This window comes from Rhodococcus kronopolitis (assembly GCF_042654025.1).
Taxonomy (GTDB): Bacteria; Actinomycetota; Actinomycetes; order Mycobacteriales; family Mycobacteriaceae; genus Rhodococcus_G; species Rhodococcus_G kronopolitis.
On the sequence record NZ_JBHSFO010000015.1, the window covers coordinates 1 to 17,294 of the forward strand.

The 17,294-nt window shown below is 70.2% G+C and carries 12 protein-coding genes and 1 tRNA gene; 5 read left to right on the forward strand and 8 right to left on the reverse strand.

The features are described 5' to 3' along the window. Positions 1-919, forward strand: a 919-nt coding sequence (locus tag ACFO6S_RS19560; protein ID WP_378419651.1) for an HNH endonuclease signature motif containing protein, incomplete at its 5' end; no start/stop codon positions are given. Between the two features lie 151 nt (positions 920-1,070). On the opposite strand, the gene ACFO6S_RS19565 is transcribed toward ACFO6S_RS19560, so the two are convergent. Then, complete coding sequence (locus ACFO6S_RS19565; RefSeq protein ID WP_378419652.1) at positions 1,071-1,346, reverse strand: DUF1905 domain-containing protein; 276 nt, start codon at positions 1,344-1,346, stop codon at positions 1,071-1,073. 99 nt (positions 1,347-1,445) lie between these two features. After that, on the reverse strand, positions 1,446-3,461 hold the full coding sequence (locus ACFO6S_RS19570) for a CocE/NonD family hydrolase (RefSeq protein WP_378419944.1): 2,016 nt from the start codon (positions 3,459-3,461) through the stop codon (positions 1,446-1,448). Positions 3,462-3,771: 310 nt separating this feature from the next. Between ACFO6S_RS19570 and ACFO6S_RS19575 the strand changes: the two genes are divergently transcribed. Both ACFO6S_RS19575 and ACFO6S_RS19580 read left to right on the forward strand, forming a co-directional pair. Continuing rightward, positions 3,772-7,659: a Pls/PosA family non-ribosomal peptide synthetase gene (locus ACFO6S_RS19575; RefSeq protein ID WP_378419653.1), complete on the forward strand. Its 3,888-nt coding sequence runs from the start codon at positions 3,772-3,774 to the stop codon at positions 7,657-7,659. Beyond that, positions 7,659-8,999, forward strand: a complete 1,341-nt coding sequence (locus ACFO6S_RS19580) for a M1 family metallopeptidase (protein WP_378419654.1) — start codon at positions 7,659-7,661, stop codon at positions 8,997-8,999. The genes ACFO6S_RS19575 and ACFO6S_RS19580 overlap by 1 nt, the downstream gene beginning before the upstream one ends. A gap of 30 nt (positions 9,000-9,029) precedes the next feature. Here the strand turns inward: ACFO6S_RS19580 and ACFO6S_RS19585 are convergent, their stop codons facing one another. Further along, on the reverse strand, positions 9,030-9,674 hold the full coding sequence (locus ACFO6S_RS19585; RefSeq protein ID WP_378419655.1) for a TetR/AcrR family transcriptional regulator: 645 nt from the start codon (positions 9,672-9,674) through the stop codon (positions 9,030-9,032). A 268-nt stretch (positions 9,675-9,942) separates the two neighbouring features. Here ACFO6S_RS19585 and ACFO6S_RS19590 point away from each other — a divergent pair, with 268 nt between their 5' ends. Then, positions 9,943-10,887, forward strand: coding sequence for a tyrosine-protein phosphatase (locus ACFO6S_RS19590; protein ID WP_378419656.1), 945 nt, complete (start codon positions 9,943-9,945; stop codon positions 10,885-10,887). Between the two features lie 204 nt (positions 10,888-11,091). On the opposite strand, the gene ACFO6S_RS19595 is transcribed toward ACFO6S_RS19590, so the two are convergent. After that, positions 11,092-11,289 carry a hypothetical protein gene (locus ACFO6S_RS19595; RefSeq protein ID WP_378419657.1) on the reverse strand — a complete coding sequence of 66 codons (198 nt, stop codon included), beginning with the start codon at positions 11,287-11,289 and terminating at the stop codon, positions 11,092-11,094. A gap of 201 nt (positions 11,290-11,490) precedes the next feature. Then, entirely contained in the window at positions 11,491-11,928 is a 438-nt protein-coding gene (locus ACFO6S_RS19600; RefSeq protein WP_378419658.1) for a DUF2752 domain-containing protein, read from the reverse strand. A gap of 134 nt (positions 11,929-12,062) precedes the next feature. Between ACFO6S_RS19600 and ACFO6S_RS19605 the strand changes: the two genes are divergently transcribed. Next, a complete protein-coding gene (locus ACFO6S_RS19605) occupies positions 12,063-12,428 on the forward strand; it encodes a hypothetical protein (RefSeq protein ID WP_378419659.1) in 366 nt (121 codons plus the stop codon). A gap of 386 nt (positions 12,429-12,814) precedes the next feature. Here ACFO6S_RS19605 and ACFO6S_RS19610 read toward each other — a convergent pair. From ACFO6S_RS19610 to topA, 3 genes are all read right to left on the reverse strand, one after another. Beyond that, positions 12,815-12,887 (reverse strand) — tRNA-Thr (locus ACFO6S_RS19610). A 94-nt stretch (positions 12,888-12,981) separates the two neighbouring features. Next, positions 12,982-14,175, reverse strand: a complete 1,194-nt coding sequence (locus tag ACFO6S_RS19615; protein ID WP_378419660.1) for a DNA polymerase III subunit delta' — start codon at positions 14,173-14,175, stop codon at positions 12,982-12,984. A gap of 54 nt (positions 14,176-14,229) precedes the next feature. Beyond that, positions 14,230-17,229: a type I DNA topoisomerase gene (gene topA / locus ACFO6S_RS19620; protein WP_378419661.1), complete on the reverse strand. Its 3,000-nt coding sequence runs from the start codon at positions 17,227-17,229 to the stop codon at positions 14,230-14,232. Positions 17,230-17,294 lie beyond the last annotated feature (65 nt).

The window sequence follows — 17,294 nt, forward strand, 5'->3', positions numbered from 1 at the left end:
CGGGACCGTCCCACCCGACGGAGAGAACTCTGAACTCAACGAGTTCCACGCTTCCGCCACCCTGGGGGGACGGGTGCACGTGAAGGGATCGTTCGACGCCGAGGTCGGCGAGGCCCTGCACACCGCGCTGTCGGGCCTGTCCAAGCCGCACCCGAGCACCGACGACGACGGAAACCCGAACCGCGACCCGCGTTCCGCCGCGAAACGCCGAGCGGACGCGTTGGAGCAGATCATCCGCGGGCACCTCGACAACGCCCGCGGACCGGTCGAGGGCGGCGAACAACCACACGTCACCGTCACCATCGACCTCGACGCCCTCAAGGACGCCGTTGCCAAGACCGCGCCCACCCCGGCAACCGGGGCATGGACGAAGAACGGGTGGGACTACCACTCCAACAACCCAACCGGACCCGTCGGCGCAACCAGATCCGCACCCGGTGAAAGCTGCTCAGACGTCCGGCCGCCGCGGCACTACCGCAGAGTCCGGCACGCCAGCATGCCCTGGGCCGGACCCGTCTCCGCCACCATCGCCGCACGCCTGTCCTGCGACGCCCAGGTCACCGCGGTGTTCGTCGACAAGGAAGGCAACCCCCTCGACATCGGCCGCAGCACCCGCTTCGTCACACCAAGCCTGCGCAAGGCACTCGTCGCCCGGGACTGCGGATGCGCGTTCCCCGGCTGCGGACGACCCGCCGCATGGACAGACGCCCACCACATCATCCACTGGTCCGACGACGGCAAGACCGCACTGTCGAACCTCGTGCTGCTGTGCAAGAAGCACCACACGATCATCCACAAGAACCACTGGGCCGTGAAGATCGAATCGGACGGATTCCCATGGTTCACTCCTCCGGCCTGGGTGGACCCGGCGCGAAGACCACGGCCGGCTCACAACCGGCGCGAGATCCACGGAGCCTGACCAGGCAGTCGCCTGAACACCCACCCACAACCGGACCGGTTGCGGCCGAGACACATTGGCCGCAACCGGTCCGGTGCTGTTTCGGCTCCGACCCGAGTCGGCGCCCAGCCGGCATCGGGCTCGCGGCAGAGGCGAGCCTGCCGAGGCGACGTCAGTCCTCCACGATCCGCTCGTCCAGTCGCACCGTCACCGTCGCCCCAGCCTCCTTGCCGATGGCCCGGCGAACCTCCGCCCTGACCGGCAGCTTGTGCGTGCCGTCGCCCATCGCCATGAACGAACTGCGGAAGGGGCGGCCGTCGACGGTGCCCCGGACCTTCACCAGGCCCCGGGTCCCGAAGAACTCCACCGACTTCGGCCACACCACGTACGTCCAGCCGCCCTTGTTCGGGCCCTTCTGCAGCACCGCCGTGAACTCCTGGTCCAACATCGGATCTCCTCCCAGCCGGTCGACCGCCTACCAACGACAGCCTCCACCGAGGTAGACCCGCCGGCGAGGCCAAACTCATCGCCGACCCACACCGACCGGTCAGCCGATCCGCGTGCCGACCGGGACGTTGACGAAACTCGGCGCGTTCGGATCCAGCACCAGGTGCTGGGGCTTGAGCCCGCTCTCGTTGAGCAGCGGCCGCAGCAGCATGCCCTTGGGGAAGTTGCTGGCGTACACGTCCACGCGGAGACGGTGACCGGGCGCCAGCACGGCGTCGGTGGCGGTCAGGCCCACGTCCAGCGCGGTCGGCTGCCCGGGAACGACGGGCTGCCGGCTGTCCAGGGTCAGCCGGTAGAACGGGTCGGTGAGGTCCCCGTTCACCGACTTCCCGCTCCTCGCGTCGTCGATCGCGCGCAGCGACGAGGTGAGCTGGCCGCTGGTGAGCACCGTCGAAGTCCCGTCGGGCGCGACGTCGTTGAGGGTGGCGGCCCAGTAGCCGTCGGTGGCGTCGAGCACGGTGTTCAGGTGCACGTTCACCTGGCCGGAGATCTCCGTCCGCTCGGCCACCGGCGCACTGGTGAAGGTGAGCGCGTTCTGCTCGCTGAACCGCGCATCCTTGCCGCAGGCGTCGAGTACCGCGGTGACGCCGATCGTCTCCTGCGCGGAGTCCCGTGAGCACACCGTCGCCAGCCCCGGGGCGACCGTCAGCGTGGAGCCGGTGGTGGGCTTGTCCGCCACCAGGCTCCCGTCGTGGACACTGCCGTTCGCGGTGCCGCTCGACCGCGCGTCGAGGTACATCCGCTGGTGCGTCATGCCCGACCGCGGGAACTGATCCGCCGTGGTCCACCCGTTGCCCTGCTGGTACAGCGTGGCCGGGCCGTAGGTGTCGATGCCGTTGTCGATGCCCTTGAGCCAACGGTCGAACCAGGCGCGCTGGAGCACGTCGAGCCGCGGCGGGTTGCCCGGCTCACCGAAGCCGGAGCCGAAGTTCAGGTGGTAGGTGTCGCCCATGACCAGTTGCTTCTGTCCGGGCGGCAGCGGGATCGCGTTGTAGATCTTGGGCTCGCTGTTGGTGAAGATGTCGTGCCAACCGCCGTAGACCATCGTCGGGGCGGTGATGTTCTCCGGGTTCGAGACCAGGTCCCGGCGCAACGAGCTGTCTTCCTCGAGAAGTGCCGTCAGATCGGGCGTGACGGCGTCGACGCTCGGCACGGTGAGGGCGTTGAGCAGCAGCGGCACGAAGGTCAGTGGGTCAGACTGCCGGTCCGCCAACCATTTCGAGTCGAAGGTCCCGTTGAGGATCGACTGCACGTCCGGAAGCCACTTCATGCCGTTGACCGCGGCCAGCCACACCGGCATGAATCCGATACCGATGCCCCCGCCCGGCGCGACCACGTCACGCAGGATGTCGCCGCCGGGCTCGACCGGGACGATGGCCTTCAGCGCGGCAGGACGCTGGCTCGCGGCCTGCACCTGGTTGATCGCGGAGTAGGACACCCCGTTCATGCCGACCTTGCCGTCCGACCACTGCTGCTTCGACGCCCAGTCGATGGTCTCCACGGTGTCCTGCTGCTCCCGGGACTGGAAGACCTGCCAGGTGCCCTGCGAGAAGCCGGTTCCGCGCACGTCGACGACCACCTGGGTGTAGCCGCTCTGGATCAGCTTGGGGTCGACGCTGAACGTCCGCAGCCCGCCGCCTGAGGTCACCTTGATCAGGTCGCCGAGACCGGTGACCGGCGTACCGGCCAGGTTCAGCTCCCGGGCGAAGTCCATGATCGGCTCGCCGAGCTGCGGGACCGAGAGCGCCGCGTTCGCGACCGCCGAGACCAGCTTGGTGTACGGCGTCATGTTGACGACGACGGGCGTCTTCGTGTCCACGGCCCGTCCGGACGCGTCCGCCGGTCGGTACACGTTGGCCTTGAGCACCACGCCGTCACTCATGGTGATCGGCACGTCCCACTCGGTGTGCACGCCGGGGTACTGCTGCGGGCCGTCGGTGGTCGCGGTCCACTGCGCACCGAGGCTGCCGCCGTCCGGCGTGAGTGCGGCGGCCGGGGACGCCAGCGGCACCGTCAGCAGCACCCCGACTGCTGCCACCAGCGCGGCCTTAGCCATCTTCACGGTCAACGTCTCTCCCCCTGCCGACGAACGTCAAGACCCGTTCACCGAGGTAGAGAGCCTATTGCTCGGGCGCCAACCAGCAAGAACGGGCAGTACCGGAGCAACCCTAGGGGAGATTCGGCGCCGGACTTTACAGTGTAATGCAGGTCACATAACGCATCGCGGCCCGGCCGAGCGGCGTCGCCACCCGCGCGTCGAGACCACGCCGACACCTCCCCCTCGGCGTAGGATTTGTTCACCCACCAGCCAACTTGTCGTGAGATAAAGACCCCACATCCAGCCGACTCAGACAGGACAACAGGGTTTGCATCTCCCCTCGTCACCGGACAGTTCACCGCGAATCCCGGCCGAATACCTCCGGTCGCCGCACGCCCCCGCGCCGCGCACCCTCGTCGACATCGTCACCGCCACCGCGGCGGCGTTCCCGGACGCGCCCGCACTCGACGACGGCGACATGACCCTGAGCTACGCGGAGTTGCTGGACGAGATCGGTCAGGGTGCCCGACTGCTCGGCGAGGCCGGGGTCGGCGGCGGTGACCGGGTGGGCGTCCGGATGCCGTCGGGCACCCGCGAACTCTATGTCGCGATCCTGTCCGTCCTGGCCGCAGGCGCGGCCTACGTGCCGGTGGACGCCGACGACCCCGAGGAGCGGGCCGAGCTGGTCTTCGGCGAGGCCCAGGTGACCGCGATCGTCACCGGCACCGGGATCGAGCCCGGGACCGCGCACCGCGCCGAACCCGGTTCGCCCCGCACCCCGACCCTCGACGACGACGCCTGGATCATCTTCACCTCCGGCTCCACCGGAACCCCCAAGGGCGTCGCGGTCAGCCACCGCAGCGCCGCCGCGTTCGTCGACGCCGAGGCCCGGATCTTCCTGCAGCAGAATCCGATCGGTCCCGGCGACCGCGTCCTGGCCGGGCTGTCCGTCGCGTTCGACGCCTCCTGCGAGGAGATGTGGCTGGCCTGGCGGCACGGCGCCTGCCTGGTCCCGGCGCCCCGCGCACTGGTCCGCAGCGGCATGGACCTGGGCCCGTGGCTGGTCTCGCGGGACGTGAGCATCGTCTCCACCGTCCCCACGCTGGCCGCGCTGTGGCCGGCGGAGGCGCTCGAGGCGGTGCGGCTGCTGATCTTCGGCGGCGAGGCCTGCCCGCCGGAACTGGCCGAACGCCTCGCGGTCGACGGCCGCGAGGTGTGGAACACGTACGGCCCCACCGAGGCCACCGTCGTCGCGTGCGCCGCACCCATGGACGGCACCGGTCCGGTCCGCATCGGACTGCCGCTCGACGGCTGGGACCTGGCCGTCGTGGACGCCGACTCCCGGCCGGTCGCCGAGGGCGAGGTCGGCGAGCTGGTGATCGGCGGCGTCGGCCTGGCCCGCTACCTCGACCCCGCCAAGGACGCCGAGAAGTACGCGCCGATGCCCTCGCTCGGGTGGGACCGCGCCTACCGCAGCGGCGACCTGGTCCGGCTGGAGACCGCGGGACTGCTGTTCCAGGGCCGAGCCGACGACCAGGTCAAGCTCGGCGGCCGACGCATCGAGCTCGGCGAGATCGACAACGCACTGCAGAACCTGCCCGGGGTCAGCGGGGCCGCCACCGCCATCCGCAAGACCGCCGCCGGACACTCGATCCTGGTCGGGTACCTGGCCAGCACCGACCCGAACTTCGACGTGGCGGCCGCGCGCGCCGCGCTGGCCGAGCAGTTGCCTGCCGCGCTGGTGCCCCGCCTGGCGCTGCTCGACGAGCTGCCCACCCGCACCTCCGGAAAGGTGGACCGGGCCGCACTGCCCTGGCCGCTGCCCGGCGCGAGCGGCGAGGACGCGGCCGCGGCCGCGGGACTGGACGGCACCGCCGCGTGGGTGGCCGGGCTGTGGACGTCGATCCTCGGCGCCCAGATCACCGGGCCCGACGACGACTTCTTCACCAGTGGCGGCGGTTCGCTGGCGGCCGCCCAGTTGGTGACGGCGCTGCGCGAGCGGTTCCCCGAGGTCACCGTCGCCCAGCTCTACGACCATCCCCGGCTCGGTTCGCTCGCCGACTACCTCGACGAGCTGGCCCCCACCGTCGCCGCCGAGCCGAGGATCGTCACGCCCACACCGCGGTCCACCCAGTGGGCGCAGGTCGCGTGGACCGTCCCGCTGACCACCCTGACCGGGCTGCAGTGGGCCACCTGGCTGGCTCTCGTGAACAACGTGCTGGCCTGGTTCGTCGACGCCCCGTGGGCGCCGACGCTGTCCTGGTGGTGGGTGCTGCTCGCGTTCGCACTGTTCATCAGCCCGGTCGGCCGGATGGCGATCGCCGTCGCCGGGTCCCGGCTGCTGCTGCGCGGCCTGCGGCCCGGCAGCTACCCGCGGGGCGGCCGCGAACACCTGCGCCTGTGGGTGGCGCACCGGCTCACCGAGGCCAGCGGCGCCGCGAACCTCTCGGGCGCGCCGTGGATGATCTACTACGCCCGCGCGCTCGGCGCAAAGGTCGGACGCGGGGTGGACCTGCACACCCTGCCGCCGGTCACCGGAATGCTCGAGCTGGGCGAGGGCTGTTCCGTCGAACCCGAGGTGGACCTGTCCGGGCACTGGATCGACGGCGACGTGGTCCACATCGGCACCGTCAAGATCGGCGACGGCGCGGCCGTCGGCGCCCGCTCCACCCTGCTGCCCGGCACCCGGATCGGCCGGAACGCGGAGATCGCACCCGGCTCCGCGGTGTTCGGCCGCGTCAAGGCCGGCCAGAGCTGGGCCGGCTCCCCTGCCGTCAAGGTCGGCAAGGCCGTGCATCCGTGGCCGTCCGAGCGGCCGCCCCGCGGCACCCGGTGGGTTCCGGTCTACGGGCTCACCTCCCTACTGATCTCCGGGCTGCCGATCCTGGCGCTGGGCGCCGGGATCGCACTGGTCGGCTGGGGCGTGCGCGAGAGCGCGGACCTCGGCGCCGCCGCCGCCCGGGCGCTGGTCTGGCTGCCGGCCGCGACGCTGCTCTCGCTGTTCGTCTTCGCCGCGGTGACGCTGGCCTCGGTCCGCGCACTCGGCATCGGGCTCCGCGAGGGCTACCACCCGGTGCGCAGTCGCACCGGCTGGCAGGTGTGGGCGACCGAGCGGCTGCTGGACTCCGCGCGCACCTTCCTGTTCCCGATGTACGCCAGCCTGCTCACGCCCGGCTGGCTGCGACTGCTCGGCGCGAAGGTCGGCAAGAACGTGGAGGCCTCGACGGTGCTGCTGCTGCCGAAGTTCACCACCGTCGCCGACGGCGCCTTCCTCGCTGACGACACCATGATCGCGTCGTACGAACTGGGCGGCGGCTGGCTGCACATCCAGGAGGCGAAGGTCGGCAAGCGGGCGTTCCTGGGCAACTCCGGGATGGCCGGGCCGGGCCGCCGCGTCCCGAAAAACGGTCTGGTCGCGGTACTGTCCGCGGCGCCGAGCAAGGCGAAGTCCGGCTCGTCCTGGCTCGGCAGCCCGCCGGTGCGGCTGCGCCGGGCCGTCGACACCTCCGACGCGGCCCGCACCTTCGCGCCGCCGTTCCGGCTCAAGGTCGCCCGGGCGGTGGTGGAGACCTGCCGGCTGATCCCGGTGATGGTCACCTTCGGCATCGGCCTGGGCGTGTTGTTCGCGCTGCAGGCGCTGGCCGGCGCGGCCGGGTTCGCCGTCGCGACGCTGCTCAGCGGTCTGGTGCTGCTGGTCGCCGGGGCCGTCGCCGGCGCGGTGTCGGTGGCCGCGAAGTGGTTGGTGGTGGGCCGGATCGGCAAGGTCGACCATCCGCTGTGGAGTTCGTTCGTGTGGCGCAACGAGGTCTCCGACGCGTTCGTCGAGACCGTCGCGGCGCCGTGGTTCGCGCGGGCCGCCACCGGGACCGCGGTGCTGAACCTGTGGCTGCGCGGCATGGGCGCGCGCATCGGCCGCGGCGTCTGGTGCGAGTCCTACTGGCTGCCGGAGGCGGACCTGGTGACGCTCGGCGACGGTGCGACCGTCGAGCGCGGGTGCGTCGTGCAGACCCACCTGTTCCATGATCGGATCATGTCCATGGACACCGTCACCCTCGGCGCCGGCGCCACGCTCGGGCCGCACTGCGTCGCACTGCCCGCGTCCGGAATCGGCGACGGCGCCACCGTCGGGCCCGCGTCGCTGGTGATGCGCGGAGACACCGTGCCGCCGAACACCCGCTGGCAGGGCAACCCGATCGCCCCGTGGAGTGAGTCCTGATGGTGAAGCCGGGAAAGTTCGCCGCCGGCGGTGCCGGCAAGTTCTACGAGGAGCCGGTGGACGCGTACCTGCCGCACAACGGCAACCGCGGCTACCGGGTCTCGCGCTACGAGCTGGACCTGACGTACAAGGTGCCCAGCAACCGGTTGGCAGGCAAGGCGTCGATCACCGCAGTCGCCACCGAGTCGCGGCCGAAGTTCAGCTTCGACCTCTCCCCCGCACTGGCGGTGGCGAAGGTGTCGGTCAACGGCACCCGGCCCAAGTACACCCATCAGCACGGCAAGCTGACAATCACACCGGCACAGAAGATTCCGGCCGGCGCGGCGCTGGTGGTGACGGTGCAGTACGCGGGCACCCCCACCCCGGTCCACAGCATCTGGGGTGAGGTCGGCTGGGAGGAGCTCACCGAGGGCGCCCTGGTCGCCAGCCAACCGAACGGCGCCGCGTCCTGGTACCCGTGCGACGACCACCCCGGCGCCAAGGCCAGTTACCAGATCTCGATCACCACCGACTCGCCGTACTACGCGCTCGCGAACGGCGTCCTGCTCCGCAAGCAGACCCGGGCCAGCCACACCACCTGGGTGTACGAGCAGAGCGAACCGATGGCCAGCTATCTCGCCACCATCCAGATCGGTCCGTACGAGCGGCACCGCGTCGCGTCCTCGGCGGCGGCCGTCCCCATGCACGCACTGCTGCCGCAACGGCTGCGCGCACCTTTCGAGCACGACTTCGGCAGGCAGCCGGAGATGATGGACGCCTTCGTCCGAATGTTCGGGCCGTACCCCTTCGCCGCCTACACGGTGCTCGTCACCGACGACGATCTCGAGATCCCCATTGAGGCACAGGGAATCTCGGTGTTCGGCGCCAACCACTGCGACGGCAGGCGGGGCTCCGAGCGGCTGGTGGCGCACGAGCTGGCGCACCAGTGGTTCGGCAACAGCCTCACGCTGCGCAACTGGCGCGACATCTGGCTACACGAGGGCTTCGCCTGCTACGCCGAGTGGCTGTGGTCGGAGAACTCCGGCGGTCCGTCCGCACAGGAGATCGCCGACCAGGCGCACCGGAACCTGGCGCTGCTGCCGCAGGACCTGCTGCTCGGCGACCCAGGACCGGAGCTGATGTTCGACGACCGGCTGTACAAGCGCGGCGCCCTGACCCTGCATGCGCTGCGTCGCGAGCTCGGCGACGAGCCGTTCTTCGAGCTGCTGCGGCAGTGGACCGCCCGGTACCGGCACTCGAACGTGAGCACCGAGGAATTCACCGACCTGGCAGCACATTTCACCGAGCGTCCGCTGCGACCGTTGTGGGACGCGTGGCTGTGGAGCACCCCGCTGCCGTAGGCCGACAGGCGCCGGACGCTCGCGGCGGGCTCACTCGGCGGCGCCCTCCCCGACCTGGCCTCCGGGGAGTATCCCGTGCAGCACAATGCCGGTCAGGGCATCGGCAAACGACTCGGAGTCGTCCACGTCACGGGCGGACATCGCGTAGATGGCGGCGCCGGCCATGATGTCGAGGAGAACGTCGGCGTCGATCCCGGCGCGGACCTCGCCACGCGCGGCGGCCTCGTCCAGGCGGCGCGTCAACTCGGCGCGGACGCCGGCGCGCTGACGCTCGACCAGGGCGTACCGCAACGCCTCGTCGGTGTGCACCTCGCTCATCAGCGCGGGAGCGGCAGCCCGGGTGGCGGGGGCGGCGAAGAGGGCGACCGCACCGTGCACCAGCGCCCGGACCTGCTCTGTCATCGTGCCGCCGACATCGAGCACGGTGTCCTCGCCGGCGCCGGGCTCCGCGTTCAGTTCCGGGTAGATCGCGTCGTTCACGATGTGTGCCTTCGACGGCCAGCGCCGGTAGATCGCCGGGCGCCCGACACCCGCCAGGGCCGCGATGGCATCGATCGAGGTGCCGGCGTAACCCTTTTCGACCAGCAGTCGCCGGGTTGCGTCCAGCACGGCTGCGTCGATCGCCGGATCGCGTTGCGGTCCGAGCCGGCGCCGGGCTTCAGGTTCCTTCGGCATTGGTAAACCCCTTGCGTCCGGATATGACGACCGTTACATTGTGTCACGTCTTAGTCGTTACATCACGTATCGACAAAGCGTTTCACACTATCGGATCTCCCGCCCTCGGGACCGACCATCTCGACAGGGGTCGTCGGACCCAGCCAGCATGACGGACTCCGCGAAGCCGGTGACGCCGTCCCTGACTGGCCTGGCCGAGCCGGGTTCCGCCACCGACCGCAATCGTCTCGGTCGGTCCGTTCACATGCAGCAGAGAGGTTCCGACAATATGTCGTCCCGCACCCTCACGAAGGCCGCGGCCGTACTGGTCACCGGCGGCCTGATGTTCGCCGCCGTCCCCGCCACCGCGAGCGCCCTCGACCTGAGCGCCCTCGACACCGGCTCGCTCGGCGCGATCGCGCCCCTCCTCGAGGCCGGCTCCAGCGCCGGCCCCGCCGCCCCCACCGCTTCCGTGCTGAAGTCCGTCGCGAACTTCCGCGACGTCGCCGGCAACGTCGGCGACGGCTACGCCACCGCCGACGGCAAGCACCTCAAGCGTGGTGTCATCTACCGCTCCAACGCGCTGACCAAGACCAGCGACGACGACAAGGCGACGCTCCTCGAACTCGGCCTCGCCGACGTCTACGACCTGCGTGGCCTCGGTGAGGTCGCGGACAAGATGATGGGCGGCGAGGACAAGCTTCCGGCCGGAGTCAACTACGTCCCGACCCCGATCGATGCCGGGGACCTGGTCAAGCTCGCGACCACCCTCAAGACTCCCGCGGAGGGCACCGCGTACATGGAGGAGACCAACCGCAGCTACGTCACCAATTCGGACAGCCGTGCAGCCTTCGCACAGGTGCTGACCGCGCTGGCCACGGAGGAGGGCGCGCAGCTCTTCCACTGCACCTCGGGCAAGGACCGCACCGGGTGGACCGCCATGCTGCTGCAGTCCATCGCCGGCGTTGACTCGAAGACCATCATGGACGACTACATGGTCAGCAACGCCTACCTCGAGGCGACCACCCAGAAGACCCTGGGCATGATCACCGCCGCGATCGGTGCGGACGCCGCCGCCAACCTGACCCCGGTGCTGCGGGTCGAGGAGAACTTCCTCAAGGCCGGCCTCGACCAGATCACCACCAGCTACGGCACCATGGACGACTACCTCACCGAGGGCCTGGGCCTGAGCGCGGACACCATCTCCAAGCTGAAGGCCAAGCTGGTCAGCTAGTCACACTGCCCCAGGCAGACAGGTTCCGCCCCGTCACCCGCAAGCAGTTGCCGGTCGTGTGAACCGAGAAGGTCTCCTGTCGCGAAGTGGAGTGCACATGCACCCGCCTCGCCGACAGGAGACCTTCGTGCGTTGCGCCGGGTCGGGCCACCTGGGCACACCGTCTCGCCCCGAGCCTGCTCGGGTTCTCTCGAGTGCGGCCGGTCAGGGAACCCAGTACTTCGCGGCGAGCTCCTCGATCACGGGGTCGCCGTCGCGCGCCCCGTCCAGCACGGCCAGATCTCCGTCGAGCGAGAGCAGTCGGGGGTCGTCATCCTCTGCGCCGTCCGACGGGTAGTCGCCGTCCTCCGCAATCTGGCGGAGCAACTTGTCGCGCACCCGGGCCTTCAGCGAATCGCCCATAGTTGAGCATGGCCCCCCGACGGGCCCGCTGTCGAGTGAAACCGCGGGCGGGTTCAGTCGTCGTTGTCGTCCCGCTTGCCGAACACCCGTCGGGCCACCGGAATGAGCGCGACGAGCGCACCCACCATCACAATCACCGAGAAGATCTGCAGTGCCATCGGGCCACCTCGCGTGCGCTGGTCTGACGCACCGATCGGTGCGTCAGGTCGGGGCGAGCCACGCACCCCACGGGGTGTTGCGTGCCACCGTGAACACGGCAAGTGCCACGAGCACACCGACAGTGCCGGTCCGCCCCAGTGCCATTGTCCGCCCCGCGGCCGCGACCCGGCCGGCCCCGCGCCACCGGCGGCGCGCCCAACCCCACCACGCCACGGTCGCCACCAGGACCAGCGGCAGGACGAACAGGTTGCTCGACAGCGAGGCCGGCACGTCGCCGTGAGTCAGGTCGGCCATCGCACGCAGCCCACCGCAACCCGGACACCACAGGCCGGTCAGCGCGTGGAACGGGCACACGCCGTACGCGCCGGGCCGGTGCGGGTCCCGCAGGTACAGCAACGCCGCGGCGGCGACGGACCCGACGGCGACCACGGCGGGCGCCCGGATCGCCCGGGCCCGAATCCCCGGCGGCGACACCGTCATCGGATCACTCCATTCCGCGCGGCTTCGACTAGAACAAGGTGACACGACAATAGTCCGGGCAGAGCCGGTTCCTTCGGTGCCGGTTGCCGAGAGCGGCGACCGGTCCACGGGACCGGACGAACAGGGAGACCCTCATGACCGAACCCATCTTCGACAAGTCCGAGCAGTTGCAGCAGGTGCAGCACGGCCTGCTCGACGGCGAGTCCATCATCGCGGTGTACGACTGCACCGGCGCAGGCACCGGATTCATCGGCCTGACCACCCTGCGGGTGGTGATCCAGGACAAGAGCTTCGTCGGCAAGCGCACCGCGATCACGTCCATCCCCTACCGGAACGTGCGCTCGGTGTCGTTCGTGAGCAACAAGTCCTGGGCCGGCGAGTTCTTCTCGTCGAGCAGCATCGCGATCACCGCGGGCCCGGACACGTTCGAGGCCGACTTCCGCGGGCTGGAGAAGGCCCTCCACGCCCACGCCGTGATCCTCGACCGGATCAGCCGCTAGCGCACTTGTCCCCACCTGTGGACAAACCTATGCACATCGGCCTCCAAGCTGTGGACAGCCTGTGGACTGACACCCACATCATTTTGGCGACACGGCGCTGACCTGCACAGACAATATTGTTCACACTGTGGACAAATTCACCAACGGCGCATCTCCGGAAGGCACCCCGCCGGCGCCACCGGGGCAAACGACGGGAACTTGGGAGGTTTTCCACAGCACCTCCGGTTGTTCACAACCAGTACCCACCTCCCCCGGGCGCCGGCCCGCCAGGCCGGGCGACACGGACCGGATCGGTGGACCGGAACGCAAGTGGCGACCGACCGCTCGCCGTCCGCCCGGAACGCAGAAAAGCCCCTCACCTGATGTACAGGTGAGGGGCTTCGCTGAGCCGCCTGACGGAATCGAACCGTCGACCTTTTCATTACGAGTGAAATGCTCTACCGACTGAGCTAAGGCGGCGTGCCCGACCTTGCGATCGAACCGTCAGGAGTCTAGCGGCACTGCCCCCGGATAGAAAAATCGCCCCCACCGGTGGCCCGCGGACGCCGTCGACTCAGTTCAGCGCGGCGCCCAGACTGGCCACCATCGCCGCCACGGCGAACCGGGGTTTGACGTTGACGGCGAGCGCCTCCCGGCAGGCCAGCACCGCCTCGATGCAGCGCAGCAGCGCCTCGGGGCTGCCGGCCGCCGCCATCTTCGCCACCTGGTCGGCGCGATCCGGATGGTTCGGCTGCGCGGTCGAGCCGAGCGAGACGGCCAGCGCGTCCCGGTAGAGCGCCGCCAGGTCGATCAGCGCCCGGTCCAGGCTGTCGCGTCCGGTCCGGGTGGCCCGCGACTTCTGCCGCCGCTCGAGGTCCTTGAGCGCGCCTGCGGAGCCACGCAGCGCCCCCGCCGCACCCTTGCCGGTACCGCCTGCACCCAGCGCGGTACGCAGCTCCTCGGTCTCGCGTTCGTCCCGGGCCGCGCTCATCTCCTTGGCCTCGGCCTCCGCGGTCCGCACCAACTCGTCCGCCGCGGCGTACGCGGTGCCGGGCCGGGTCGCCGCCGAGGCCAGCCCCAGGGCCTGATCGCGGCGCTCGCGGGCCAGCGGGTCGGTGGCGAGACGGCGGGCCCGGCCCACGTGTCCGCCGCTGATCGAGGCCGCCAGCCGGGCGGCCTCGGGGTCCAGCTGGTCGCGGTCGCGCAGCACCCCGGCGATCGCGTCGACGGACGGGGTAACCAGCGCCACGTGGCGGCACCGCGAGCGCAGCGTCACCGAGATGTCCTGCGGATCAACCGACGGCGCGCAGAGCAGGAACACCGTCCGCGCCGGCGGCTCCTCCACCACCTTCAGCAGGGCGTTCGCGGCGCCCTCGGTGAGCCGGTCGGCGTCCTCGATCACCACCACCTGCCAGTACCCGGTGCTGGGACGACGGGCCGAGGTCCGGACGATCTCCCGCATCTCCGCGACGCTGATGCTCAGCCCCTCGGGGATCACCCGCCGGACGTCGGCGTGGGTGCCGGCCATCGTGGTGGTGCAGGCATGGCACTCGCCGCACCCGGGCACGCCGGGGTCGGTGCACTGCAGCGCGGCGGCGAAACACAGCGCCGCCACCGAACGGCCGGACCCCGGGGGTCCGGTGAACAGCCACGAGTGCGTCATCAGCGAGCCCGCTGCCTCGGCGCCGCCGCGCGCCGCGGTCGCCGCGCCCGTCAGCTCCGTCTCGACGTGCTCCTGACCGACCAGCCTGTCGAATGCTCCTGCCACTCCGCGAGCCTATCGGTCGGCACCGACGGTGCCGACCGACCACGCGCGGACGGGTCAGGCCTCGGGGTCGGCCGCCTTCTTCACGGCCTTCTTGGCGGGCGCCTTCTTGGCCGCCGTCTTCTTCGCGGCGGCGGTCTTGGTGGCGGGCGTCTTCTTGGCCGCGGCCTTCTTCGCCGGCGCCTTCTTGGCCGCCGCCTTCTTGGCCGGGGTCTTCTTCGCGGCGGCCTTCTTGGCCGTCTTCTTCGGCGCCGGACCGCGGGCCCGACGGTCCGCGAGCAGCTCGGAGGCCCGCTCGTCGGTGATGGACTCCACCTCGTCGCCCTTGCGCAGGCTGGCGTTCGTCTCGCCGTCGGTGACGTACGGGCCGAAGCGGCCGTCCTTGATCACCATCGGCTTGTCGGTCGCCGAGTCGTTGCCCAGTTCACGCAACGGCGGAGTGGCCGCGGCCTGGCGGCCACGACGCTTCGGCTCGGCGTAGATCTTCAACGCCTCGTCGAGGGTCACCGTGAACATCTGCTCCTCGTTCGCCAGCGAACGGGAGTCGGTGCCCTTCTTCAGGTACGGCCCGTAGCGGCCGTTCTGCGCGGTGATCTCTTCCTTCGACTCCGGGTCGATGCCCACCACCCGAGGCAGCGAGAGCAGCCGCAGCGCGTCCTCGAGCGTCACCGTCGCGACGTCCATGGTCTTGAGCAGCGATCCGGTGCGCGGCTTGGGGCCGTCCACCTTCTTCGCGGCCTTCTTCGCAGGCGCCTTCTTCGCGGGGGCCTTGGTCTTGACCGTGTCGTCGCCGGCGTCGGCGGTCTCCGGGACGGGCACCGGCACGATGTCCGGGGTCGGCTCGGGTTCCGGCTCCGGCAGGATCTCGGTCACGTAGGGACCGAAACGCCCTTCCTTGGCGACGATCTCGTGCCCGGTGAGCGGATCCACGCCGAGCTTGCGGCCGTCCTGCGGGGTGGCGAACAACTTCTCCGCGTACTCCGGGGTGAGCTCGTCCGGCGGCAGGTCGTCGGGCAGGTTCGCCCGCTGCGAGATCGGATCACCTTCGGGGTCATCAGGATTGACGACCATGCGCTCGAGGTACGGACCGAACCGACCGACCCGGACGTGCACCTCACGGCCCTCGGAGTCGTCGAATAGCCGGATCGAGTTGACCTCGCGGGCGTCGATGTCCTCGAGGTTCGCGCCGACCATCTTCTTCAGGCCGCCAGAACGGGCCACCGACCCCTCGGCACCGTGCTCGCCACCGAAGTAGAAGCCGGACAACCAGTTTCCGCGCTGCTCGCGACCACCCGCGATCTCGTCGAGGTCATCCTCCATACCCGCGGTGAAGTCGAAGTCCACCAGTCGGCCGAAGTGCGCCTCGAGCAGACCGATCACCGCGAACGCCACCCACGCCGGCACCAACGCGTTGCCGCGCTTGTAGACGTAGCCGCGGTCGAGGATGGTCTTGATGATCGACGCGTACGTGGACGGGCGACCGATGCCCAGCTCCTCGAGCGTCTTGATCAGGCTGGCCTCGGTGTACCGCGCAGGCGGGTTGGTGGTGTGGCCGTCCGGGTCCAGCTTGGTGGCCGTGACGCCCTGTCCCGCAACGAGAACCGGCAACCGCGACTCGGCGTCGTCGGACTGGCCGTCGGCCTCCTCGTCGAGGCTCTCCACGTACGCCTTGAGGAAGCCGGCGAAGGTGATCGTCCGGCCCGACGCGGAGAAGGTGCACTCCTCGCCGGTGCCGGCGGTGCCGGTGATGCGCAGCGTCAGGGTGGTGCCGCGGGCATCCGCCATCTGCGAGGCGATGGTGCGCTGCCAGATCAGCTCGTAGAGCTTGTACTCGTCGGTGCCGAGCTGGCTGTGCAGCTGGCCCGGCGTCGCGAACACGTCACCGGCGGGACGGATCGCCTCGTGTGCCTCCTGCGCGTTCTTCACCTTGCGGGTGTACTGACGCGGGCTGGGGCTGACGTACTCCGCGCCGTACAGCTCCGTGGCCTGCGCGCGCGCCGCGTCGATCGCCGACGCGGACAGCGTCGTCGAGTCGGTTCGCATGTAGGTGATGTGGCCGTTCTCGTACAGCCGCTGCGCCGTGCGCATGGTGCGCTCGGAGGTGAAGCGCAGCTTGCGGCCCGCCTCCTGCTGCAGCGTCGAGGTCATGAACGGCGCGTACGGCTTGCGGGTGTACGGCTTGTCCTCGGCGGAGGAAACCGTCAGGTCGACGCCCTGCAGGGCCTCGGCGAGCCGGCGGGCATGCGCCTCGTCCAGCACCGCGACGCCGGTCGACTTGAGCTTGCCGTCGGAGCCGAAGTCGCGGCCCGCGGCCACCCGCGCGCCGTCGACGCTGACCAGCCGGGCCCCGAAGCTGCGGGGGCTGGCCTCGGCACCGGCGTCGAGGGTCGCGGAGATGTCCCAGTACTCGGCGGTCCGGAAGGCCATCCGCTCGCGTTCACGCTGCACGATGACCCGGGTGGCCACCGACTGCACGCGGCCGGCCGACAGCCTCGGCATGACCTTCTTCCACAGCACCGGGCTGACCTCGTAGCCGTAGAGGCGGTCGAGGATGCGGCGGGTCTCCTGCGCGTCGACCAGGTCCTGGTCGAGCTCACGGGTGTCCTCGGCCGCGGCCAGGATGGCGGGCTTGGTGATCTCGTGGAAGACCATCCGGCGCACCGGGATCTTCGGCTTGAGGGTCTCTAGCAGGTGCCAGGCGATGGCCTCGCCCTCGCGGTCGGGGTCGGTGGCGAGGAAGAGTTCGTCGGCGTCCTTGAGCAGGCTCTTGAGCTCGGCGACCTTCGACTTCTTGTCGGGACTCACCACGTAGAGCGGCTCGAAGTCGTGGTCGACGTTAACGCCGAGCCGAGCCCACGACTCGCCCTTGTACTTCGCGGGCACGTCCGCGGCACCACGCGGCAGGTCACGGATGTGTCCCACCGACGCCTCGACGACGTAGTCCTTGCCCAGGTAGGGCGCGATCTTGCGCGCCTTGGTCGGCGACTCGACGATCACGAGACGGCGCACCTGGCCGGTCGGGGAGTTCCCCGCCGTGTCCTTATCCCGAGCTGCCACCTTGCTGCCTGCACCTTCCTAGACGTCAATGGGGCGATCGCGTCAGTTACTACAGTGACACATCG